General features: G+C 65.1%; 22 protein-coding genes and 1 pseudogene. 12 read left to right on the top strand and 11 right to left on the bottom strand.

From position 1 onward, the window contains the following. Positions 1–187 precede the first annotated feature (187 nt). Entirely contained in the window at positions 188–904 is a 717-nt protein-coding gene (locus FN835_RS02555; protein WP_142661634.1) for a calcium-binding protein, read from the bottom strand. 159 nt (positions 905–1,063) lie between these two features. Here FN835_RS02555 and FN835_RS02560 point away from each other — a divergent pair, with 159 nt between their 5' ends. The 3 genes from FN835_RS02560 to FN835_RS02570 are packed head-to-tail and all read left to right on the top strand — an operon-like array spanning position 1,064 to position 3,374. Beyond that, entirely contained in the window at positions 1,064–1,381 is a 318-nt protein-coding gene (locus tag FN835_RS02560; protein WP_142661635.1) for a PepSY domain-containing protein, read from the top strand. Next, positions 1,381–2,043: a response regulator transcription factor gene (locus FN835_RS02565; RefSeq protein WP_142661636.1), complete on the top strand. Its 663-nt coding sequence runs from the start codon at positions 1,381–1,383 to the stop codon at positions 2,041–2,043. Before FN835_RS02560 ends, FN835_RS02565 begins: the two co-directional genes overlap by 1 nt. Continuing rightward, positions 2,040–3,374, top strand: a complete 1,335-nt coding sequence (locus FN835_RS02570; protein WP_142661637.1) for a sensor histidine kinase — start codon at positions 2,040–2,042, stop codon at positions 3,372–3,374. Before FN835_RS02565 ends, FN835_RS02570 begins: the two co-directional genes overlap by 4 nt. Here the strand turns inward: FN835_RS02570 and FN835_RS02575 are convergent. Further along, the gene (locus FN835_RS02575; RefSeq protein ID WP_142661638.1) at positions 3,371–4,252 is read right to left on the bottom strand and encodes a LysR substrate-binding domain-containing protein; all 882 of its coding nucleotides are present in this window, start codon (positions 4,250–4,252) and stop codon (positions 3,371–3,373) included. The genes FN835_RS02570 and FN835_RS02575 overlap by 4 nt on opposite strands. Positions 4,253–4,327: 75 nt before the next feature. Here FN835_RS02575 and FN835_RS02580 point away from each other — a divergent pair, with 75 nt between their 5' ends. After that, positions 4,328–5,335, top strand: coding sequence for a YeiH family protein (locus tag FN835_RS02580; protein WP_142661880.1), 1,008 nt, complete (start codon positions 4,328–4,330; stop codon positions 5,333–5,335). 67 nt (positions 5,336–5,402) lie between these two features. Then, positions 5,403–6,230 carry a DUF6635 family protein gene (locus FN835_RS02585; RefSeq protein WP_142661639.1) on the top strand — a complete coding sequence of 276 codons (828 nt, stop codon included), beginning with the start codon at positions 5,403–5,405 and terminating at the stop codon, positions 6,228–6,230. On the opposite strand, the gene FN835_RS02590 is transcribed toward FN835_RS02585, so the two are convergent. The 6 genes and pseudogenes from FN835_RS02590 to pcaD all read right to left on the bottom strand — a co-directional run bounded on the left by FN835_RS02590 (position 6,227) and on the right by pcaD (position 10,977). Further along, entirely contained in the window at positions 6,227–7,540 is a 1,314-nt protein-coding gene (locus tag FN835_RS02590; protein ID WP_142661640.1) for a class-II fumarase/aspartase family protein, read from the bottom strand. The genes FN835_RS02585 and FN835_RS02590 overlap by 4 nt on opposite strands. Before the next feature lie 95 nt (positions 7,541–7,635). Further along, positions 7,636–8,475: pseudogene (locus tag FN835_RS02595) on the bottom strand (3-oxoadipate:acetyl-CoA acetyltransferase). A gap of 9 nt (positions 8,476–8,484) precedes the next feature. Continuing rightward, positions 8,485–9,090 carry a protocatechuate 3,4-dioxygenase subunit alpha gene (gene pcaG, locus FN835_RS02600; RefSeq protein ID WP_142661641.1) on the bottom strand — a complete coding sequence of 202 codons (606 nt, stop codon included), beginning with the start codon at positions 9,088–9,090 and terminating at the stop codon, positions 8,485–8,487. After that, complete coding sequence (gene pcaH, locus FN835_RS02605; protein WP_142661642.1) at positions 9,090–9,824, bottom strand: protocatechuate 3,4-dioxygenase subunit beta; 735 nt, start codon at positions 9,822–9,824, stop codon at positions 9,090–9,092. Before pcaH ends, pcaG begins: the two co-directional genes overlap by 1 nt. Beyond that, the gene (gene pcaC, locus FN835_RS02610) at positions 9,821–10,201 is read right to left on the bottom strand and encodes a 4-carboxymuconolactone decarboxylase (RefSeq protein WP_142661643.1); all 381 of its coding nucleotides are present in this window, start codon (positions 10,199–10,201) and stop codon (positions 9,821–9,823) included. The genes pcaH and pcaC overlap by 4 nt, the downstream gene beginning before the upstream one ends. Further along, the gene (gene pcaD / locus FN835_RS02615) at positions 10,198–10,977 is read right to left on the bottom strand and encodes a 3-oxoadipate enol-lactonase (protein WP_142661644.1); all 780 of its coding nucleotides are present in this window, start codon (positions 10,975–10,977) and stop codon (positions 10,198–10,200) included. Before pcaD ends, pcaC begins: the two co-directional genes overlap by 4 nt. Positions 10,978–11,043: 66 nt before the next feature. Here pcaD and FN835_RS02620 point away from each other — a divergent pair, with 66 nt between their 5' ends. Beyond that, entirely contained in the window at positions 11,044–11,958 is a 915-nt protein-coding gene (locus FN835_RS02620) for a LysR substrate-binding domain-containing protein (RefSeq protein WP_142661645.1), read from the top strand. Positions 11,959–12,093: 135 nt separating this feature from the next. After that, positions 12,094–13,365 carry an MFS transporter gene (locus tag FN835_RS02625; RefSeq protein ID WP_142661646.1) on the top strand — a complete coding sequence of 424 codons (1,272 nt, stop codon included), beginning with the start codon at positions 12,094–12,096 and terminating at the stop codon, positions 13,363–13,365. 39 nt (positions 13,366–13,404) lie between these two features. On the opposite strand, the gene FN835_RS02630 is transcribed toward FN835_RS02625, so the two are convergent. Continuing rightward, the gene (locus tag FN835_RS02630) at positions 13,405–15,351 is read right to left on the bottom strand and encodes a DEAD/DEAH box helicase (protein ID WP_142661647.1); all 1,947 of its coding nucleotides are present in this window, start codon (positions 15,349–15,351) and stop codon (positions 13,405–13,407) included. A 277-nt stretch (positions 15,352–15,628) separates the two neighbouring features. Here FN835_RS02630 and ytfQ point away from each other — a divergent pair, with 277 nt between their 5' ends. The 5 genes from ytfQ to FN835_RS02655 are packed head-to-tail and all read left to right on the top strand — an operon-like array spanning position 15,629 to position 20,859. Continuing rightward, a complete protein-coding gene (ytfQ, locus tag FN835_RS02635; protein WP_142661648.1) occupies positions 15,629–16,588 on the top strand; it encodes a galactofuranose ABC transporter, galactofuranose-binding protein YtfQ in 960 nt (319 codons plus the stop codon). A gap of 48 nt (positions 16,589–16,636) precedes the next feature. Continuing rightward, positions 16,637–18,142 carry a sugar ABC transporter ATP-binding protein gene (locus FN835_RS02640; RefSeq protein WP_142661649.1) on the top strand — a complete coding sequence of 502 codons (1,506 nt, stop codon included), beginning with the start codon at positions 16,637–16,639 and terminating at the stop codon, positions 18,140–18,142. Next, positions 18,139–19,137 (top strand): ABC transporter permease, encoded by a 999-nt coding sequence (locus FN835_RS02645; protein ID WP_142661650.1) that lies wholly within the window; start codon positions 18,139–18,141, stop codon positions 19,135–19,137. Before FN835_RS02640 ends, FN835_RS02645 begins: the two co-directional genes overlap by 4 nt. Then, complete coding sequence (yjfF, locus tag FN835_RS02650; protein WP_142661651.1) at positions 19,134–20,117, top strand: galactofuranose ABC transporter, permease protein YjfF; 984 nt, start codon at positions 19,134–19,136, stop codon at positions 20,115–20,117. The genes FN835_RS02645 and yjfF overlap by 4 nt, the downstream gene beginning before the upstream one ends. A 1-nt stretch (position 20,118) precedes the next feature. Further along, on the top strand, positions 20,119–20,859 hold the full coding sequence (locus tag FN835_RS02655) for a FadR/GntR family transcriptional regulator (RefSeq protein ID WP_142661652.1): 741 nt from the start codon (positions 20,119–20,121) through the stop codon (positions 20,857–20,859). Here the strand turns inward: FN835_RS02655 and panC are convergent. Then, positions 20,856–21,692 carry a pantoate--beta-alanine ligase gene (panC, locus tag FN835_RS02660; protein WP_142661653.1) on the bottom strand — a complete coding sequence of 279 codons (837 nt, stop codon included), beginning with the start codon at positions 21,690–21,692 and terminating at the stop codon, positions 20,856–20,858. The genes FN835_RS02655 and panC overlap by 4 nt on opposite strands. 2 nt (positions 21,693–21,694) lie before the next feature. Beyond that, positions 21,695–22,510 (bottom strand): 3-methyl-2-oxobutanoate hydroxymethyltransferase, encoded by an 816-nt coding sequence (gene panB / locus FN835_RS02665; RefSeq protein ID WP_142661654.1) that lies wholly within the window; start codon positions 22,508–22,510, stop codon positions 21,695–21,697. Positions 22,511–22,560: the final 50 nt, after the last annotated feature.

A 22,560-nucleotide genomic window follows, 5' to 3' on the forward strand; every position in this document is an offset into this window, starting at 1 on the left:
GGCAGGCTTAAAACCCGGCTATTGCACAGATTTTCGGCAGGAATATTTGTCTATAACTTCATAGATATAATTCGCGTATCACGCTGTTATTAATTCTTATTCACTTCAACCGCCCGTCGCGACCACCACGCAAAAAGGCACCGCCGATGTCAGACCGGCGGTGCCCTGTGGTGAAAATCTGAAAAGATCAGATCAGGAAGTCGTTCGCGTCGATCTGCGACAGTTGCACATTGTTCAGCACGACCGTGGTATCCGCCGACAAGCTAAGAACCACGTGATTGCCGACCTGCTTGGCGGTCGAGATCACGGCGTTCAGTTGCGCGCTGTTGAAGTCGTCCAGATGGATCCGGTCCTGACCATTGGTGAAATCAAGGATGGTATCGCGCCCGTCGCCGCGCTCGAATTCAAAGACATCCGCACCTGCGCCGCCGATCAGCAGATCGTTGCCTTTGTCGCCTTCAAGCCAGTCATTGCCTGCGCCACCCAGCAGCCAGTCATTGCCATCGCCGCCCTCCAGACTGTCATTGCCCGCACCGCCCAGCAGTGTGTCATTGCCCGAACCACCCTCAAGATCGTCCTGACCCGCACCGCCAAGCAGGTAGTCGTTGCCGGAGCCGCCTTCCAATTCGTCGTTGCCCAGACCGCCATCCAAGCGATCGTCGCCTGCGCCGCCCTCAAGCTCGTCGTTGCCCGCACCGCCCAGCAGGGTGTCGTTGCCCAGACCACCCTCCAGATCGTCATTGCCGTCTCCGCCGATCAGCAGGTCGTTACCCGTGCCGCCATAAAGGCTGTCATGGCCGCCAAGGCCGAACAGCGTGTCATTGCCGCCACTGCCCGAAAGCCAGTCCGTGACGCTGGAGCCGACAAGGCGATCTGCCGCATTCGTTCCAAGTTTGCGCACCATGGTCATCTTCCTTTTCGATGGGGCGGCACCCGTGCCACCATTGCGTGATTGGGAAGCCTTGCGGCCTCTGTGCGTCCGTCCAATGCCATAACGGTGCTGACGCCGATCTGATCCCGTTCGTCAGTGAATTGTCAGGCAAGGGGTCTTATAGAACCCGCCATGACCCGGATATTCGCCCCCACCCTTGCTGCCCTGCTGATCCTGCCCGTTGCGGCGGGCGGACAAGGTGCGCCCGGCGGCGATGCCGAACTGGCCCGCGATCTGGTCGCGCGGGGCGAGATCCTGCCCCTTGCCCGCGTGCTGGACTTGCTGGAAACTCAGCATCCCGGCCAGGTGGTCGAGGTCGAGCTGGAATATGAAGACGGCATCCTTGTCTATGAAATCGACGTCGTGACCCCCGAAGGCCGGCTGATCGAGGTCGATATGGACGCCACAGATGGCAGGATCGTCGATATAGACGAAGAAGACGAGGACTGATGCGCGCCCTTGTGGTCGAAGATGACCCCCGCATCGCGGATGATCTGGACCGCGCGCTCAGCGCGTCGGGGTTCCGGGTCGAACGGCTGTCAGACGGCGAAAGCGCCTGGTTTCGCGGTGGCACGGAAAGCTATGATCTGATCGTGCTGGACCTGAACCTGCCGCGTCTGGACGGGCTGACCGTGCTGAAACGCTGGCGGGCCGAGGGGTGCAATGCCCCTGTCCTGATCCTGACCGCACGCGGCGCTTGGACCGAACGGGTCGAGGGGATCGACGCGGGTGCCGACGACTATCTGCCCAAGCCCTTTCGCATGGAGGAACTTATCGCCCGCGCCCGCGCACTGGTGCGCCGCGCGGGTGGGCATGGCGCGGCGCTGCAGCAATTCGGACGCCTGACCGTCGATCTGAACCGCATGAGCGCCAGTCTGGACGGCATCCCCGTGCCCGTCACGCCGCTTGAGTTTCGCCTTGTCGCCTATCTGGCGCTGAACCGTGACCGCGTGGTCGCGCCCAGCGAATTGCTGGAACATCTTTACGGCGACGACGATTCCCGCGAAGCCAACGCGCTTGAGGCGCTGGTGGCACGGCTGCGGCGCAAACTTGGCCCCGGCGTCATCGCGACGCGGCGCGGCTTTGGCTATCATCTGGACGAACGGGCATGAAAAGCGGCTCGATCCGCTGGCGCATGATGCTGGCGGGGACGCTGGCCATCCTTGTGGCGCTGGCGCTGGCGGCGGGCGGGCTGGCGCTGCTGTTCGACCGCCACGTCGCCCGCATCGCCGAGGCGGAGCTGAAATCCCGCGCGCTGGCCGTGCTGGCGATGGTGGAACCCTCGGGGCCGGGCTTGCGGTCGGTGCCGCTTGATCCGCGCTATGATCAGGTTTTCTCGGGGCATTACTGGCAGTTGCGGCTGGGCGAACGGCTGGTGCAATCGCGTTCGCTGTGGGATCACACGCTGCCTTTGCCCGAACATGGCCCCGAAGCCGGACAGACCCGGATGCAAACCCTGCCCGGCCCGCAGGGAGAGCCTTTGATCACGCTGGAACAAAGGCTGGTCGTGGGCAAGGGCGACGATGCCCTGCCCCTTCGGGTTCTGGTCGCGATGGATCGCACCCAGCTTGATCTGGCGCGGCGTGGCTTTACCGGCGATATGCTGCCGTGGCTGGGGCTTTTGGGGCTGCTGCTGCTGGCGGCATCCTATGTGCAGATCCGCGTGGGCCTTGGCCCCTTGGCGCAGGTGGGGGCGCGGGTCGCGGAACTGCGCACCGGCCTGCGCCCGCGTATCGGCAGCGACATGCCCTCGGAAGTCATCCCGCTAGCGACTGAAATCGACAAGCTGCTGGACGCCCGCGACCACGAACTGGCCCGCGCGCGCCACCGCGCCGCCGATCTGGCGCATGGGTTTAAGACCCCGCTTCAGGCGTTGATGGGCGATGCGGGCCAGTTGCGCGACAAGGGCGAGGCCGAGATCGCCCGCAGCGTTGAAGGCATCGCCGCTGCCATGCGCCGCCACGTGGACCGCGAATTGGCCCGCGCCCGGATCCAGTCGGACCGCGCGGGCGCGGTGGCCGAACCCGCGCAGGTTCTGCATAAGCTGATCGGCGTGCTGCGCCGCACCCCCTTGGGCAACATGATCGACTGGCAGGTGGATGCCGCGCCCGGCCTGCGCGCCCGCATCGACCCCGACGACCTGACCGAGGCGCTTGGCGCGCTGTTGGAAAACGCCATGCGCCATGCCCATGAAACCGTCAGCGCCCGCGTCTGGCAGGATGCCGCAACGCTGCATATCGCAATCCGCGATGACGGCCCCGGCGTTCCCGACGCGGACCTGACGCGCCTGACCCAGCGCGGCCTTAGCCTTGATCCGCAGGGCGAGGGTCAGGGCATCGGCCTTGCCGTGGTCGCCGGCGTGATCGAGGCGGCGCAGGGCAATCTGCGGATGCGCAACGCCCTTCCGGGGCTTGAGGTCACGCTGGAGCTGTCCCCCGCCTAAGGTTCGGGCGCGGTCGCGATGCGCAGCAACGCCTCGATCGCGCGGGTGCGGTGGCGGCGTGGATCGGTCAGCACGCTGAAGCGCCGTTCCGCCCCGGCCAAGGGCTGAAACCGCACCCAACCCGCCCCCGCCGCGCTGGCCACGGCGCGATGCGACAACACGGCAAGGCATTGGCTGTTGGCGACGGCGCTGAGCACCGCCTCGTTCGAGGGCATTTCGATCGCGACCGACAGCGCATCCACGGACAGGCCCTGCGTGGTCAGCCACGCCTCGAATTCCGCGCGCGTGCCAGAGCCGGGTTCGCGCAAGACCCAGCGATAGGCAGACATCTGCGCCGGGGTCGCGCCCTGTTCCAGCGGGTGCCCCGCGCTCATGACCAGAACCAGCTGGTCGCGGGCGACGACTTGCCGGTGCAGATCGCCCTGCGTCACGTCGCCCTCGACAAAGCCCAGATCGGCCACGCCCTCGGCCACGGCATCCGCGACCTGCCGCGTATTGCCAAGGATCATGCGGAACTCGATCCTCGGATGCAGGTCATGCAGCGCCATCAGGCGCGGCGGCAGCCAATGGCTGGCGACCGTCTGGCTGGCATGGATGCGCAGACGCCCGCGCGGTTCGCGCGACAGATCGTCCAGCACAGCCGCTGCGGTTTCGGCGCGGTCCAGCACGGCCCGCGCCTCGGCCATGAAGGCGCGGCCATCCTCGGTCAGCGCGATGCCGCGCCCTACGCGGTCGAACAACCGCACGCCATGCCTTGCCTCAAGCGCCGAAATTGCGGCGCTGACGGCAGATTGCGTCAGGTTCAGCGCCCGCGCGGCATGGGTCACGTGCTGGCGTTCCGCGACGGCCAGAAAGATGCGCAGCTGATCTAGCGTCATTCATCACCGGAATCGAACGGTTTCACCATAATAATGCGTTGGATCGAACGACACGCAAGCGCGATCTTCTGTCACATGACCGCCATAGAAATCACCCGCACCCCGCCAAGCTGGATCGCCCGACATCTGCCGGGTCTGGCCCTGACATTCACCATCGCAACTGTTGCCACAGTGGCGCAGCGCCTGACGGGCATCGCGGCGCTTAGCCCGCTTGTGGTCGCGATGGTGCTTGGGATCGGCTGGCGCAACCTGATCGGCACTGCCGACACGGCGCGGGTGGGCATCACCTTTTCTCTGCGGCGCATCCTGCGCTTTGCCATCGTGCTGCTGGGCTTTCAACTGACGTTGCTGCAATTGCGGCAGGTGGGGGTTCCCGGTCTTGCGGTCATTGCTGTGACCCTGGCCGCGACCTTCTGCTTTACCACTTGGGTCGGGCGGTTGCTGGGGGTAGAGCCGCGCCTGACACAGCTGATCGCGGCGGGCACATCGGTCTGCGGCGCATCCGCGGTGCTGGCCACCAATACCGTGACACGCGGCACGGATGAGGACGTGGCCTATGCCATCGCCTGCGTTACGGTCTTCGGCTCGCTCGCCATGCTGATCCTGCCCGGATTGGGTGGCTGGCTGGCGCTGGACTCGGGCCATTACGGCATCTGGATCGGTGCCAGCGTCCACGAAGTCGCGCAGGTCGTCGGTGCCGCATTCCAGCATGGCCCCGAGGCCGGGCAGGCGGGCACGGTCGCGAAACTTAGCCGGGTCATCCTGCTTGCACCGCTGATCCTGACGCTTGGCGCCTTGGCCCGCCGTCGCGGCGACGACGCGCAGGGCTCGGCGCCGATGCCGTGGTTCGTGCTGGGCTTTATCGCGGTGGTGCTGCTCAACAGCGTCATGCCCTTGCCCGATGCGGCACGCGGCGCGGTCGTGACCCTGACCGGGTTTCTGTTGACCGTCGCCTTGGCCGCGATGGGGCTTGAGACGGACATCGCCAAGCTGCGCGCCAAGGGCATCCGCCCGCTTGCCTTGGGTGCCATCGCCACGGGTTTCATCGTAACGCTGGCGCTTTGTCTGGTCCATCTGGTCTGACGGGTTGAGGCGCGGCCTCCGCCACCTTAGATAAAGCGGGTCTGCCAAAACGCGAGGACCCGCGACAATGCCGCCCGCCCCCGCCGATCCACGGCCCCTGACCCTGCGCGACGCCGAGGTGCGCCGGTTCGTCCGTGACCGCTATGGCATCCGGGGGACTTTCCGGCTGCATCGCGCCGCGCTAGGCATGGATCTGCTGCGCGCACCGCTGAACGTCACGCTGTCGCCGATCTTTCTGCTGATCAAGCTGATCGCCGCGATCCTTGGCTGGTGCGGTGCCACGCGGGCCTCGCAATGGCTGGGCGCAAGGCAGATTTTCCTAACCTCAGACGTCGCGCGCCAGCTTGAAATCGACCTTGGTGCGCTGTTCCAGCGGCTGCGCGATCAGGGGGTCGGGCCGGACGCGCCCCCGGATATCGCGCACCATGCCATTAACGGCTATGCCGAGACACGCAATGCAGTGTCCGAGATCACCACCTCGCTGATCGTGCTGGTCTTTGGATTTTTTCTGTTCAACCGCGCCACGCCCGGCGTCATATCACTGGCCGAACCCATTGCCAACATGCGCGCGCAAGGACAGGCCATTCAGGATTTCGCGCTGGGAAGCTGGGCGGGTGGCGTCTGGTATGGCATGTTCCCGACCCATCTGTCTGTCTGGGAGGTGGTGCTGACCGGCGTAGTGCTGTCCGTCATCGCATCCGTTCTGACGACATTCGCGGGGCTGGTCGCCGATCCGGTGCAGGTCGCCACCGGCACGCATCGGCGGCGGCTGATGCGGATGCTGGACCGGCTGGACCGTCACCAGGGCGCGGCAGGGGTCGAGCGTGAGCATATCGTCGCCCGCCTTGGCGATCTGGGCGATATTGCGTCCTCGATCTGGCGGGCGATGCGCTAGACCCCGACCGAAGCGGCAAAGGCCCGCGCCTCGGCAGGTGCCGTGCCAAGCCCGCCTGCCGACGACAGGTCCAGATCGGGGAAATCGCGGGCGACCAGTTCAGGCAGCGGTCTGCGTTCGGCCAAGGCTTCCTGGCACAGCGCCTTGATCCTGGCCTGCGCCTCGGGGCGAGGCAGATGGCGGGCAAGCGCGAAGCTATAGGCTTCGGCATGGATCAGGCCCGTGCCGTCATCCAGCGCGCGCGCCATGGCCTGCGCATCCGGGGTGATGCGGGCTGCAAGCTCACTGGCCAAGGCGATGGCGCGTCCCGTGCTGATACAAAGCTGCGGCAGGGTCAGCCATTCCACGAACCACGCCGCCCCGTCGCGTTGCTGGCGATGGATGCCTGCGCCCTGTACCGCCCCCGCCAGACCCACCACCTGCCGCGCCAAAGCGACCAGCACCGACGGCCCGACCGGGTTCTGTTTTTGCGGCATGGTCGAAGAACCGCCCGCGCCTTCCAGCCGGATTTCGTTGATGCCGGATTGGGTCATCAGGATCAGATCCTCGCCCAGCTTGGCAAGGCTGACGGTGATGCCCGCCATCCAAGCCGCAAAAGCTCCGATCCGGTCGCGTTCGGCGTGCCAGCTGTGGCCCGGATCGGTCAGGTCAAGCGCCTGCGCCAGCGCCGCGCGCACCGCCGGTCCTTCGGCACCCATGGCCGAAAGCGTGCCCGCCGCCCCGCCCAGCGAAACGGTGGCAAGTTCGGGGCGCAGGGTGACAATCCGTTCGCGATGCCGCAGCAAGGGATGCCCCCAGCCCGCGACGACCGCACCGAAGCTGGTCGGCGTTGCCGCCTGACCATAGGTGCGCGCGGCCATGGGCAGGTCCGCATGTTCGCGCGCCAGACGCCCAAGTGCGGCGATCAGCGCCTCAAGCCTTTCGTCCCAGATCGCCAGCACGCGGCGAAGTCGCAGCGCCTGCGCGGTTTCCACGATGTCCTGACTGGTCGCGCCCCAATGCAGGTATTGCGCATGTTCGGGGGCCTGCATCGCCTTGCGAAAGGCAGCGACCAGACCCGGAACCGGGACGCCATTCGTCGCGGTCTCGGCCCCCAGAGCAGCGGGGTCGATCTGCACCTCGCGCGATGCCCGGTCGATATAGGCGGCGGCGGTTTCGGGGATCAGCCCCAGCGCGCCCTGCACGCGGGCCAGCGTGCCTTCGACCAGCAGCATGGCGCGGATCTCTGCGCTGTCGGTGAACAATGCCGCCGAGGCGTCATCGGAAAACAGGTTGCGATAGATGGCGCTGTCAGTGATCGAGGCGGGCATGGGCGGTCCTTGTTGGCGCGGTTGGCCGGGGGGCCGTCTGCCCCCCGAACCCCCCGAGGGTATTTTTTGAACAAAGAAGTCGAAAGGGCTTAATTTCAGGGTTCGCGCAACCCGAGGATCTGGCGCGCCTGTTGCCATGTCGCGACGGGCCGGTCGTGGCCCGCGCAGATTTCAGCGGCGCGCCGGACAAGGGCCGCGTTCGAAGGGGCAAGATTGTCGCGGTCGAGGGGGACATTATCTTGGAGCCCGGTGCGGGCATGACCCACGCTGGCGATGGCCCATTTGTTAAGCACGATCTGGTTCGGTCCGATCCCTGCCGCACACCATGCTGCGTCCGCGCCGAGCAGGCGTTTCACCGTATATATAGTAGTCGAAAACGTCACGGGCGGCGGGCATGGCGTTTTTGACGCCCATCACGAATTGCACATAGGGGCGGCCCTTGATGCGTCCGTCCCGATGCATCGCCGCGGCCTGCAGGATGTGGCTGAGGTCGAAGGCCTTGATCTCGGGCTTGATGTCATGGCGGATCATTTCGGCGGCGAGCCAGTCCACCAGATCGGGCGGATTTGATAGACCCGCGTCGGGAAATTGTTCGATCCCACGGAAAGCGATGCCATGTCGAGTTGAAGTCCCGGCATTCCGCCGCGTTCCTGCCCGGCACCGGAACGCCCGCCTGTGGACAATTGCACGATCAGGCCGGGGCAGTGTTTGCGCAAGCCACCGCGCACGGCTGCAAACCGCTCGGGGTGCGAGGTCGGGCGACCCGCGTGGTCGCGGACATGGCAATGCGCGATCGAGGCGCCCGGCTCGAACGCCTCATGCGTGGGCACGATCCGCTCGGCCACCGTGATCTGGGCAGCGGGGTTTTTGGCCTTGGTCGGAATTGAGCCGGTGATCGCCACGCAGATCATGCAGGGTTTGGCCGAAAACTCCATGACGCGCGCCTAAATGTCGAAGAAGACGGTTTCGTTGTCGCCCTGCAGCACGATGTCGAAACGATATTGCCCCGCGCCCGATTTTTTCGCGATCAGCGTGGTCACGCGGGCGCGGTGTTCGATACGCTGCAGGACGGGGCAGGCTTCGTTATCCTCATCCTCGAAATAGATGCGGGTCTGCAGTGCCAGATTGATACCGCGCGCCACGATCCAAAGCGAGATATGCGGCGCCATCATCCGCCCGTCCGGGAACGGCACGCGGCCCGGTTTGACGGTTTTCAGCACCCATTCGCCGCTGTCGAAATCGGCGATGATACGCGCCCAGCCCGTGACATTCGGATCTGCCGCGCCGCGTGGATCGTTGCCGGGATAGATGCCCGCCGCATCGGCCTGCCAGCTTTCCATCAGCGCATCGCGCATGACCATGCCCGCGCCGTCGCTGACCGTGCCGGTGATCGTCACGATCTCGCCCTTGGCCCCGTCGCGGATCGGGCTTTCGCCCAGATCGACGGGATAGATGCCTTCGATGCCCAGCTTGTTGGGGGTCAGGCCGATATGAACGTAAGGCCCGCCGGTCTGCGACGGCGTTTCCTTGAGGTAGTCCAGATCCTGCATCACATCCCCTCCTTGCGGTTTTCGAAGAACGACTGGCGGCGACCGCGCAGCACGATGTCGAACCTATAGGCAAGACAATCCATCGGAATGGCGCGGTTCATGTCCAGAGGCGCGATCAGTGCCTGAATGGCCTTGTCGTTGCCAATGGTCTTGACGATGGGGCAGCGGGCGATCAGCGGGTCGCCTTCGAAATAAAGCTGTGTGATCAGGCGTTGACCAAAACCGGACCCGAAGACCGAGATATGGATATGCATCGGGCGCCAGTCGTTGACGCGGTTGGGCCATGGATAGGCGCCGGGACGAACAGTCAGGAATTCGTAAGCACCGTCCGGGCCGGACAAGGTGCGACCACAGCCGCCGAAATTCGGGTCCAGCGGCGCGGCATAGCTGTCCTTTTTATGCCGGTAGCGCCCGCCTGCATTGGCCTGCCAGATCTCGACCAGCACATGGGGCACGCCGCGACCGTTTTCGTCCAGCACCCGGCCATGCATGATGATCCGCTCGCCTATTGCGGGCTGGCCGGTGAAATTCAGGATCAGGTTGTTGTCCAACGCGCCGATCATAGAATGACCGAAGGCGGGGCCGGTCTCCTCGGACAGGGTTGACCCCATCGCGACCAGCGGGCGGAACGGCGCGCGCGTCATCGAGGTCTTGTAGCCCGGTGTATAAGCCGCCGGATGCCAGTCGCGGTCACGAAAGAACAGCGGGCCGCGGTCGGTTTGGCTGGGGTTCATCCCTTGCTCTCCATTTCGGCGAAGGTTTCCTTGGCAATCTTGATGGCGTGATTGGCGCGGGGCACGCCGGCATAGATCGCGACATGCAAAAGCGCCTCAAGCACGTCGTCCTGTGTGGCCCCGGTATTGGCGGTGGCGCGGATATGCATGGCCAGTTCGTGGTCATTGCCCAAGCCCGCCAACAGCGCGATGGTCAGCATGGAACGTTCGCGCGGGCTGATCGCGTCGCGGGACCAGACCGAACCCCATGCGGCCTCAGTGATCAGCGTCTGGAACGGTTCGTCGAAATCGGTCTTGGCAGCCTCGGCGCGGTTCACATGGGCATCGCCCAGAACGCGGCGGCGGGTCGCCATGCCTTGGTCAAAGCGTGGGTTCATCGGGCATGTTCCTGCAAGAATGGCTTTAGGATCGCGGCAAATGCCGCAGGCTGTTCGACGCAGGGCAGATGGCCCGCATCGCGGACGATGTGGAACGTCGCGCCGGGGATCAGCTCGGCAGTGGCCAGCACCAGATCGGATGGGGACGATCCGTCCTGATCCCCCGCGATCACCAGCACCGGCAGATCCAAAAGCCGCGTGGTCAGGCTAAGATCGGTCGTCGCCAAGGCGCGGCAGGCACCGACATATCCGGGGACCGAGGTGCGCGCGACCATGTTGCGCCAAGCGGCCAGCACAGGCGTGGCGCGAAATGCGGGGGCGAACCAGCGTTCCATGATCGTGTCGGCAATCGCGTCGATACCGCCGGTTTCGACAGCCGCAATGCGGTCGCCCCAGCTTTGGGTGGTGCCCATGCGGACGGCGGTATTCGACAACACGGCCGCCCGGACCAAATCCGGGCGACGTGCTGCCAAAGCCTGCGCGATCATCCCGCCGATGGACAGGCCGACAAAGACGACCGGGCCAAGCGCCAGATGCTCGATCAGCGCCGCCGCGTCATCGGCCAGATCATCAATGCTGAAATCGCCGCCTTCGTCCGACAGACCGTGCCCGCGCTTGTCGAACCGCACGGCGCGGATGCCGGGCATTTCCGCCAAAAGCGCGTCCCACAGACGCAGATCCGTCCCCAGTGAATTGGCAAAGACGACGGGCGGGCCATCGGCCGGTCCGTCGATGCGGTAATGCATCGCGCCCCAAGGACGGTTCAGAACTTGCATGGTGTTCTCCCTCGTTTGATAATCTGACATAACGAATTCAGTGTTAATAATGCAAAATCGGCCAAAATGGATAACCGTCCTGCTATGCATCCCGGCGTGAAGCTGCGCCATATCCGCGCCTTTCTGGACATCGCGGCGGAAGGGGGGCTGACTTCGGTCGCCCGTGCGCAAGGCATCACCCAGCCCGCCCTGTCGCGCACATTGGCCGAACTGGAAACGCTGCTGGGCCAACCCATGTTCCTGCGTCAGGGCCGCAAGCTGGTCTTGACCGAGGGCGGGGCACTGTTTCGTCGCCACGCCTTCGCAGCCGTTCAGGCGCTTGAGGCGGGCGCGGCGGCGCTGCGGCCGGGCGGTGAAACCACGCTGCGCATCGGCGTGCTGCCCACGGTCGCCACGCATTTCCTGCCGCAAGTGCTGCTGCGCTTTCGGACGCTGCATCCTGAAATTCTGGTCGCTGCGGAAACCGGGCCACATTTCCACCTGATGCGCGCGCTGCGCGACGGCGCGGTCGATCTGGTCGTGGGTCGCCTGCCCGGCGCGACCGAGATGGCTGGCTTGCGCTTCGATCATCTTTACGAAGAGGATGTCATCCTGACCGCCCGCGCGGGCCATCCGATGCGCGACCTTCCCGCACCTCAGGCGCTGGCCGCCTGCCCCGTCATCCTGCCGCCCGCGACCGCGCTGATCCGCCCGGTGGTCGCCGATTATCTGGCGGCGAACGGGCTGGCCGGACTACGCCCGGCCTTCGAGACGGTATCCCTGGCTTTGGGCCGCGGGCTCTGCCTTGGCTCGGACGCGCTGTGGTTCATTTCCCGCGGCGTGGTGGTCCATGAATTGCAGCGCGCCGAACTGATCGAGCTGCCCACCGGGGCACGTTTCCTGTCCGGCGCCGTCGGAGTGACGCAACGTCACGAAGCTGCCGCGCCTGGGCTTGAGGATTTCCTGCATATCGCGCGGGATATATCTACGCGCGAGGCGTGACGGGCCGCGCCGAAGCTGTCGCGCAGCCCCGTAAAAAACCGTTTACGCCTGCCCTGCCCGTTGTTACTGGGCGCGAAAATCGCCGGAGGTCGAGGAGCCTTCGCGTTTTTTCGCACAACGAAGGAGGGCATCCCCATGGGGCTTCAAACGCAGGCGCGCGGACTGATGTCGGCGGGCACGGTGGCTGGTCTTTGCTGGACCGCCGTGGTTCTGGACGGGTTCGATCTGGTCGTTCTAGGGGCGCTGATCCCGACGCTGACCGGGGGCGATGCGCCGTTCATGACGCCGGCGCAGGCGACGTTCGTATCGACCATCAGCCTTCTCGGCATGACGCTGGGCGCGCTGATGATCGGCGCCCTGACGGATATGGTGGGTCGCAGACGCGCCATGATCTGGGCGGTCGCGTCATTTTCACTGGCAACTCTGGCCTGCGCCTTTGCGCATGACTGGACGACGCTGGGTCTGTTCCGTTTTCTGGCAGGCTTCGGGCTGGGCGGTTGCCTGCCCACAGCAATCGCCATGGTCACCGAATTTTCCAAGGGTCAGACGGGCAAGGCATCGACCCGCGTGATGACGGGCTACCATGTCGGCGCAGTCGCGACGGCTCTGCTGGGGCTGATCCTGCTGCCGACGCTGGGTTGGCGTGCGATGTTCGTCGCAGGCGCATTGCCGGGGTTCATCCTTTTTCCCATAATGATGCGGCAACTCCCTGAATCTCCTTCATTCCTTATGACCAAGGGACGCCACGCCGAGGCCGAGGAAATCGCCCGCGCCCACGGCCTGACGCTTGAGGAAGCGCCCGTCGCAGCGCAGGAAAACGCCTCGGCCTCGACGCTGTTCCGCGCGCCCTTGCTGCGCAATTCGATCGGCATCTGGGTCACCTCCTTCATGGGGCTGCTGTTGGTATATGCGCTGAACACCTGGCTTCCGACGCTTATGATCTCGGCGGGTTACGGGCTTAGCAAAGGGCTGTGGTTCCTGCTTTTGATGAATGTCGGTGCAATCGTCGGGCTGCTGATCGCGGGCCAGGTGGGCGACCGTATCGGGCTGAAGACAGCGGCAACGATCTGGTTTCTGGCCAGCGCGGTCCTACTGGCGGCGCTGTCGGTCAAACTGCCCGTGCTAGCGCTTTACCCGGTCATCTTCGTCACGGGCTGCTTTGTGTTTTCGGCGCAGGTTCTGGTCTATGCCTATACGGCGGCAAACCACCCGCCCGCGATCCGCGCAACCGCGCTTGGCATGGCGGCAGGGATCGGACGCCTGGGTGCGATTTCCGGCCCGCTTCTGGGTGGCACGTTGGTCACGATGGGCATCGGCCATCCATGGGGCTTCTATGTCTTTGCAGCCGTGGGCCTGCTGGCCGCCATCGCGATCACTACGACGCAAGTGATCCGCGCAAAGCCCTGAAATGAAAGACGCCCGGAGTTTCCTCCGGGCGTTTTCGTATTACTTTTTGCCGCGCGGCGCGTGCTTGCCTTTGGCGGCGTCGCGCTTGGGTGCGGGTTTGGCCCAACCGGCCTTGGCAGCAGGTTTTCCGGCGGGTTTGTAGTCCCGCACACCTTCGGCGCGTTTTGCGGCCTTTTCGCTGGTCGACCAGCGGGCTTTCTTGGGCGCAGCCTCATCCCGCGGGGCGCGGTCATCGCGATATTCACGCGGGGCACGATCTTCGCGATATTCGCGGGGCGCACGTTCTTCACGCGGTTCGCGGGGCGCGCGCGGCTCATAGCTGCGCTCGCTGGCTTCGCGCTTGGGATAGCCCTTTTTCTCGGGTCGCGGACGCGGACCGGCGGGGCGTTCGCTGCGTTCAAAGCTGGGCATACCAGCCAGACGCATCATCATAAGCCCTTCTTCCAGCTCGATCGCCTCACCGAACTTGTCGGCATCGGCCTTGGCGATCTGGACATAGCTTTCGTCGTCACGCACTTTGATCGCGCCGATGGCATTCTTGGTCACGCCGCCTGCTTCGCAAATCTTGGGCAGCAGCCAACGCGCCTCGGCCCGGCCCGAATAGCCCACGGAAAGCGAGAACCAGACGGAATCGCCGAATTCGCGCGGTTCGCGCGGCGCGGTCGGTTCGGGACGCTCGCGCACCACGGTCAGTTCCTCGGGCGTGGGGCGCCCTTCGCGCCACAGCCGGATAAAGGCGCTGGCGACGTTTTCGGCGCCAAAGCGTTCGATCAGCGTGGCGGCCTGCGCGGCCTCATCACCCGGCTGCTCGGCCAGACCCGGATGAGCCAGCATACGTTCGTCATCCTTGGCGCGCACCTCATCGGCCGAGGGGGCGGGCCCCCATTCGGCTTCGACCTTGGCAAATTTCAGCAAGCGCTGCGCTTTCTTGTATTCCGGCGCGACGACGATCAGGGCCGAGACGCCCTTGGAGCCTGCGCGACCCGTGCGACCCGAACGGTGCAGCAGGGTTTCGGCATTGGTCGGCAGATCGGCATGGATCACCAGTTCCAGCCCCGGCAGGTCGATGCCACGCGCAGCCACATCGGTCGCGATGCAGACGCTGGCGCGACCGTCGCGCAGGGCTTGCAGCGCGTGGGTGCGTTCGGATTGCGACAGTTCGCCCGACAGCGCCACGGCCTTGAAGCCGCGATTGCTCATGCGGGCCAGCAGGTGGTTCACATTGGCGCGGGTCTTGCAGAAGATGATCGTGGTGCGTGCGTCATGCAGGCGCAGCATGTTGAAGATCGCGGGTTCGCGGTCGCGCGTCTGCACGCTGATCGCGCGGTATTCGATGTCGCCATGCTGGCGGGCTTCGCCCTGCGCGGCGATGCGCAGCGCGTCATTCTGGAAATCCTTGGCCAGCTTTTCGATGGCAGGCGGCACGGTGGCCGAAAACATCAGCGTGCGGCGATCGGACGGCGCGGCACCAAGGATGAACTCCAGATCCTCGCGGAAGCCCAGATCCAGCATTTCATCGGCTTCGTCCAGAACAGCGGCGCGCAGGCCGGACAGGTCCAGACCGCCACGGTCGATATGGTCGCGCAGACGGCCGGGGGTGCCCACGACGATATGCGGGCCACGTTCCAGCGCACGACGCTCGGTGCGGTAATCCATGCCGCCGACGCAGGTCGCGATGCGGGCACCGGTTTCGGCGTAAAGCCATTCAAGCTCGCGCGCGACTTGCAACGCCAGTTCGCGGGTCGGCGCAATCGCCAGTCCCAGCGGCACATAGGCCGGCTCCAGCGTATCGCTGCCGCGCAAAATGTCGGGCGCGACGGCCAGACCGAATGCCACGGTCTTGCCCGATCCGGTCTGCGCCGAAACCAGCATGTCGCGGCCCGCAGCATCGGCAGCCAGCACGGCTTCCTGCACCGAGGTGAGGCTGGCATAGCCCTTGGCCGCCAGCGCCGCAGCCAAAGGCGCGGCAATATTGTGTTCTGTCATATCTTCGCCAAAACGGGGGGTGACCAGCACCCGATGGAGGCCCAAGACCCTTGCGGCGGCCACTCCCAACCCGCCACTCCGGGCGTGCGGAGCCAAAGGATGGCTGATTACAGATGCCCCGCCGCCAAGTAAAGCGGATTCGCCCTGATCAGACTAATCCCGCAAGATTTCGCCGCCATGCAGCAAAATCCCCGGCAAAATCGGCGTTGACGGAAAATAAATCATACTTTACCGATTCACCCTGAGGGTTGGGAGGCCCTTACAGGGGAGGAATACCATGAAACGCAAGCTTCTGGCGGCCAGCTCGGTCGCCTGTCTGATGCTGTCCGGCGCGGTCTATGCGCAAGATATGACCGTGGGCTTTTCGCAGATCGGCTCGGAATCGGGTTGGCGCGCGGCGGAAACCACCGTGACCCAGCAGCAGGCCAAGGAACGCGGCATCGACCTGAAATTCGCCGATGCCCAGCAGAAACAGGAAAATCAGATCAAGGCCGTGCGCGGCTTCATCGCGCAGGGCGTGGACGCGATCCTGATCGCGCCCGTCGTCGCCACCGGCTGGGACGACGTGCTGACCGAGGCCAAGGATGCCGAAATCCCCGTGGTCCTGCTGGACCGTCAGATCGACGCGCCCGACGACCTGTATCTGACTGCCGTCACCTCGGATCAGGTCTATGAGGGCAAGGTCGCAGGCGAATGGCTGGCCAAGGAAGTCGGCGACAAGGACTGCAAGGTGGTCGAGCTGCAAGGCACCACTGGGTCGTCCCCCGCCATCAACCGCAAGAAGGGCTTCGAGGAAGGCATCGCGTCCAATCCGAAAATCACCATCGCCCGCAGCCAGACCGGCGACTTTACCCGCACCAAGGGCAAGGAAGTCATGGAAAGCTTCATCAAGGCCGAAGGTGGTGGCAAGGACATCTGCGCGGTCTATGCCCATAACGACGACATGGCCGTGGGCGCGATTCAGGCGATCAAGGAAGCCGGCCTGAAGCCCGGCACCGACATCAAGGTCGTGTCGATCGACGCCGTGCCCGACATCTTTCTGGCCATGGAAGCCGGTGAGGCGAATGCCACGGTCGAGCTGACGCCCAACATGGCCGGACCCGCCTTCGATGCGCTGGCCAAGTTCAAGGCGGACGGCACCGCGCCGCCGAAATGGATCCAGACCGAGTCGAAGCTTTACACCCAGGCCGACGACCCGAAAGCGGTCTATGAGGCGAAAAAGGGCCTCGGCTACTGACCGGAACGGGCGGGGGCGACCCCGCCCGACCAATCGGGGGGATTGGGCATGGACGCGGTTCTGACGGCGCGCGGCATCGACAAGGCATTTTTCGGCGTCAAGGTGCTGGACGGGGTGGATTTCGACCTGCATGGCGGCGAAATCCACGCGCTTCTGGGCGAAAACGGGGCGGGCAAATCGACGCTGGTCAAGATTCTGACCGGCGCTTACCGCCGCGACGCGGGCACGATGCAGCTTGGAGGCATATCGGTTGAGCCGCGTTCCGTGGCCGAGGCACAGGATCTGGGCATCGGCACCGTCTATCAGGAAGTGAACCTGCTGGAGAACCTGACCGTCGCGGAAAACCTGTATCTGGGCCGCCAGCCGCGCCGCTATGGTCTGATCCGTCGCGCCCGGATGCGCGACGACGCGCGCGCCCTGCTGACCCGCTATGGCATCGACGCCGACCCTGACGAAACGCTGGCGCATTATCCCGTCGCTGTGCGCCAGATCATCGCCATCGCCCGCGCGGTGGACCTGTCGGGCAAGGTGCTGTTTCTGGACGAACCCACCGCCAGCCTTGACGCGCGCGAGGTTCAGGCGCTGTTCACCGTGCTGCGTCAGCTTCGCGCGCAGGGCATGGCCATCGTCATCATCACGCATTTTCTGGAGCAGGTTTATCAGATCGCCGACCGGGTGACGGTGCTGCGCAATGGCCGCATGGTCGGCAGCCGCGCCATTGCCGACCTGCCCCGCCGCGATCTGGTCGCGCTGATGCTGGGCCGTGAACTGGCCGAGGCGACCGGGCAACGCGATCCCGACGCCACGCCCCCCGACACCCCCGCAGCGTTCCGTTTCCAGGGCTATGGCAAACGCGGCAGCATCGCCCCCTTCGATCTGGACATCCGTCCCGGAGAGGTGGTGGGCATCGCGGGTCTGCTGGGTTCGGGCCGCACCGAAACCGCACGGCTGCTGTTCGGCATAGACCGCGCCGATAGCGGTCAGGCGACGGTGGACGGGCAGCCCGTCACCCTGACCTCGCCCGAGGATGCGATCCGCTTGGGCTTCGGCATGTGCCCCGAGGAGCGGAAATCGGACGGCATCGTCGGCGATTTGTCCCTGCGCCAGAACATCGTGCTGGCGCTGCAAGCCCGGCGCGGCTGGGCCCATCCCGTGCCGCGCCGCGAGGCCGATGCGCTGGCCGAACGCTATATCAAGGCGCTGGACATTCGTCCGCCCGATCCGAACCGGCCCATCAAGTTCCTGTCCGGCGGCAATCAGCAAAAGGCGATCCTTGCCCGCTGGCTGGCCACCGATCCGCGCCTGTTGATCCTTGACGAACCCACGCGCGGCATCGACATCGGCGCCCATGCCGAGATCATCAATCTGATCGCCCGGCTTCGCGCCGATGGCATGGCGTTGGTCGTGATTTCCTCGGAAATCGAGGAGCTTGTCGCATACTCCTCGCGCATTGTCGTGCTGTCCGACCGCCACCACGTCCGCGAATTGCGCGGCGATCAGATCAACGCGCAGGCCATCGTCGATGCCATGGCCCAGCCGGGAGCCGCCGCATGAGGAAACTTCTGGACCTGCGCCCGCAACTCATCGCTTTGGTCGTCGTGCTGCTGCTGATCGCCCTGATCTCACCGGGCTTTTTCAACGTCACCGTGCAGGGCGGCAGGCTGTATGGCAGCCTGATCGACGTGGGCGTGCGCGTGGCCCCTGTGGCGTTGCTGGCGGTGGGCATGACGCTGGTGATTGCGACCAAGGGGATCGACCTGTCGGTCGGCGCGGTCATGGCGATCACCGGGGCGGTCGCGGCCAGCCTTGTGGCGGACGGCCAACCGGTCATCGTCGTGCTGGCCGTATCGCTGGCGCTGGGACTTATCTGTGGCATCTGGAACGGCGTGCTGGTGGCGTTTCTGGACATCCAGCCGATCATCGCCACGCTGATCCTGATGGTCGCGGGACGCGGCATCGCGCAGCTTGTGACCGGCGGCGTCATCCTGACATTCAACGATCCCGCTTTCAGCTTCATCGGCTCGGGCGCAGTTCTGGGCATCCCCATGCCCATCCTGATCTGGCTGGCCACCGGTCTTGTGGTGGGCCTGCTGGTCCGCCGCACCGCCCTTGGCCTGCTGATCGAGGCGGTGGGCATCAACCGCCGCGCCTCTATGCTGGTGGGGGTGCGCGCCCGCTTCCTGATCCTTGCGACCTACGCGATCTCGGGGCTTTGCGCCGCGATGGCGGGCATGATCGTCACCGCCGATATTCGCGGGGCCGATGCCAATAACGCGGGTCTGTGGCTTGAGCTGGACGCAATCCTTGCGGTCGTCATCGGCGGCACGGCGCTGTCGGGCGGGCGGTTTTCGATCACCGCATCGCTAATCGGGGCGCTGATCATTCAGGCGCTGAACACCGGCATCCTGATGTCCGGCTGGCCGCCCGAGTTCAACCTGATCGTCAAGGCAGTCGTCATCGTCGCCATCCTGACGCTGCAATCCCCCGCCGTCGCGGATGAGCTGACGGCGCTGCGCGGCTTGTTCCGCCGGAAAGGCCCGCAGAAATGATCCGCGCCCGCAACCTGCCCTTTGTCGCCACAGTCGTCATCTTCCTGCTGGCTTACGCGCTTTGCGCGCTGCAATTTCCGAACATGCTGTCGTTCCGCGTTGCGGGCAACCTGCTGACTGACAACGCATTTCTTGGTATCGCGGCGGTGGGCATGACCTTCGTGATCCTGTCGGGCGGTATCGATCTGTCGGTTGGTTCGGTCATCGCCTTCACCTCGGTCTTTGTTGCAGTGCTGATCCGGGCGGGCGTGCATCCGGCGCTGGCATTCGCTTTGGCACTCGCGCTGTCCACGGGCTTCGGAGCATTGATGGGGCTGACGATCCATGCGCTGAAGATGCCCGCCTTTGTCGTCACGCTGGCCGGGATGTTTCTGGCGCGCGGCGCGGCCTTCCTGATTTCCACCGACAGCGTGCCGATCAGCCACGATTTCCTGCGCACGCTCAAGGGGTTGTATATCAGCCTGCCGGACAAGGGGCGCCTGACGTTTCTGGCCATGCTGATGCTGGCCGCCTTTGTCATCGGGGTCGTCCTGGCCCATCGCACGCGGTTCGGGGCCAATGTCTATGCCCTTGGCGGATCAAGCCAATCCGCCGAACTGATGGGCGTGCCGCTGCGCCGCACCACCGTTCAACTATATGCGTTTTCCGGGTTCATGGCGGGATTGGCGGGGCTGGCCTATACGCTTTACACCTCGGCCGGCTATTCGCTTGCTACGGTGGGGGTCGAACTTGACGCCATCGCCGCCGTGGTCGTGGGCGGCACGTTGCTGACCGGGGGCGCGGGGCTGGTGCTGGGCACGCTGTTCGGCGTGCTGATCCAGGGGCTGATCCAGATGTATATCGTCTTTGACGGCACGCTGTCGTCATGGTGGACCAAGATCGTCGTCGGCCTTTTGCTGTTTGCGTTCATCGTGTTGCAGCGCCTGATCCTGCTGGCATCGGAACGCCGCGCCGCGATGCGGGCGGCGCATGGGGGCTGACATGGGCGTATTGCGCCAGCGCATGTTCGGGACCAAGCCGCGATCCAGCCATGCCCGCGTGGTCGAGGCATTGGGCAGCGCCATCGTCACCGGGGAATTTCCCGAACTTTCCACCCTGCCCGGCGACCAGCAATTGCTGGAGCGTTTCGGCGTTTCGCGCAGCGTCCTGCGCGAAGCGATGAAGACGCTGGCCGCAAAGGGCCTGATCCGGGCCAAATCGCGCGTGGGCACGCGCGTCACCCCTCGCGATCTGTGGAACTTTGTCGATAGCGACGTGATCACATGGAAGATGCAGGGGGGAATGGACCCCGAATTCGTCGATCACCTATGCGAAATGCGGCTGGCCTTCGAACCCGCCGCCGCAGGGCTGGCCGCGAAGAATGCCACCAGCGACGAAATCGTCACGCTTTACGGCATCGCCGCGCGCATCGACAATCCCGACCACAGCCGCGAATCCATCGCGCAAGAGGATCTGAACTTCCACCTTGCCGTGGCCGAGATGTCGCGCAATCCGTTCATGCGTTCGGTTTCGACCCTGATCGAGGCGGCTCTGGCCGTGTCCTTTCAGATTTCATCGCCCGCGCTTAGCCCCGAGATGATCTCGCGCTGCGCATCGCAGCATCTGCGGATCGCCAGCGCCATCGCCTCACGCGATCCCGAAACGGCGGCCGAATGCATGCGTGCAGTCATCCTTGAGGGGGCCATGCGATCACGCGAAGCCCTGTTGCGGGGCGAGCGTTAGACCGCCACGTTGTCGATCAGCCGCACGCCGTCCAGCCAGACCGCGACCAGCAGGCGGGCCGGGCGTCCGGGCTGTGCATTGCCCAAGGTCTGCGCATCGCAAAGCGCCAGATATTCGACCGGCCCAAGGCCCGCATCCGTCAGCCGCCGCCGTGCCGCATCCAGAACCAAGGCCCGATCGGCACCGCCGCCGATCTGTTCCACCGCATCGAACAGAACCTTTGGGATCACCGCCGCCTGCGCACGCGCGGCATCCGACAAACGCTGATTGCGCGATGACAGCGCCAGCCCGTCCGGTGCGCGCATGACCGGACAAGGCACGATCTGGATGGGCAGCTTCAGATCCGCGACCAATCGGCGCACGACCTGCAACTGCTGCCAGTCCTTTTCCCCAAAATAGGCGCGGTCTGCCTGTGTCATGTTGAAAAGAAGCGTCACGACCGTCGCAACGCCGTCGAAATGGCCGGGGCGATGCGCGCCCTCCAGCGGCTCGCTGACGCCGGAAACGCTGATGACCGTCGCATGATCGGGAGGATAGACCTCGGTGGCATCGGGGACGAACAGTACGTCAGCGGCCAAGGGCGCAAGGATCGCGGCATCCGCCTCCTCGGTCCGGGGGTATTTCGCGAAATCCTCGGGGCTGTTGAACTGGCGCGGGTTGACGAACAGTGTCACGATCACGCGGTCGCATTCGGCCTGCGCGGCCCGCACAAGGCTAAGATGGCCTTCGTGCAGGGCGCCCATGGTGGGCACGACGCCGATCACGGCACCCGTCCGGCGCCAGTCACGGATACGCGCCCGCAGCGCGGTCAGAGAGCGGATGATTTCAGTCATGTTTAATCGGAAAACCCATGTTCCGGCGCGGGAAAACGACCTGCCCGCACATCGTCAGCATAAGCGGAGATGGCGTGCCCGGCGGCCTCGCCCATCTCCTCATACCGCTTGACAAATTTAGGCCGGAAGTCACTGAAAAGTCCCAGCATATCATCTACGACCAACACCTGCCCATCGCAACCCGCCCCGGCCCCGATGCCGATGGTCGGGACCAAAATCGTCTGCGTGATCCGCGTCCCCAGGCTTTCCGGCAGCTTTTCCAGCACGACCGCGAATGCGCCCGCATCCGCCAGCGCCGCCGCGTCATCGGCGATACGTTCGGCATCCGCGCCGCGCCCCTGCACCTTATAGCCACCAAGCGCATTCACCGCCTGCGGGGTCAGACCGACATGACCCATGACTGGAATCCCGCGCGCAACCAGAAACGCCACGGTCTCGGCCATGTGCCGCCCACCCTCAAGCTTGACCGCCTGACAGCCCGTTTCGGCCAGCAAACGCGCAGCATTGCGCATGGCCTGCTGTGGGCTTTCCTCGTAGCTGCCAAAGGGCATGTCAACGACCAGACAGGCGCGTTCAACGCCACGCGCCACGGCGCGACCATGCAGGATCATCATCTCCATCGTGACGCCAAGGGTCGAAGGCAGGCCGTGCAGCACCATGCCAACGCTGTCGCCGACCAGCACCAGATCACAGGCCCGATCCACCAGCTTCGCCATGGGCGTGGTATAGGCGGTCAGGCAGGCCACCGGCACACCGCCTTTGCGGGCGCGGATGTCGCTGGGCGTCTGGCGGACCTGCCGCTCGGGCGTGGCGCTCATGGTCTTCTCCCCGTCACATTTCGCGCCGAGTGATGCCGCATCGCGGGGCT

Origin of the sequence: Paracoccus laeviglucosivorans (assembly GCF_900182695.1) — a bacterium.
GTDB lineage: Bacteria > Pseudomonadota > Alphaproteobacteria > Rhodobacterales > Rhodobacteraceae > Paracoccus > Paracoccus laeviglucosivorans.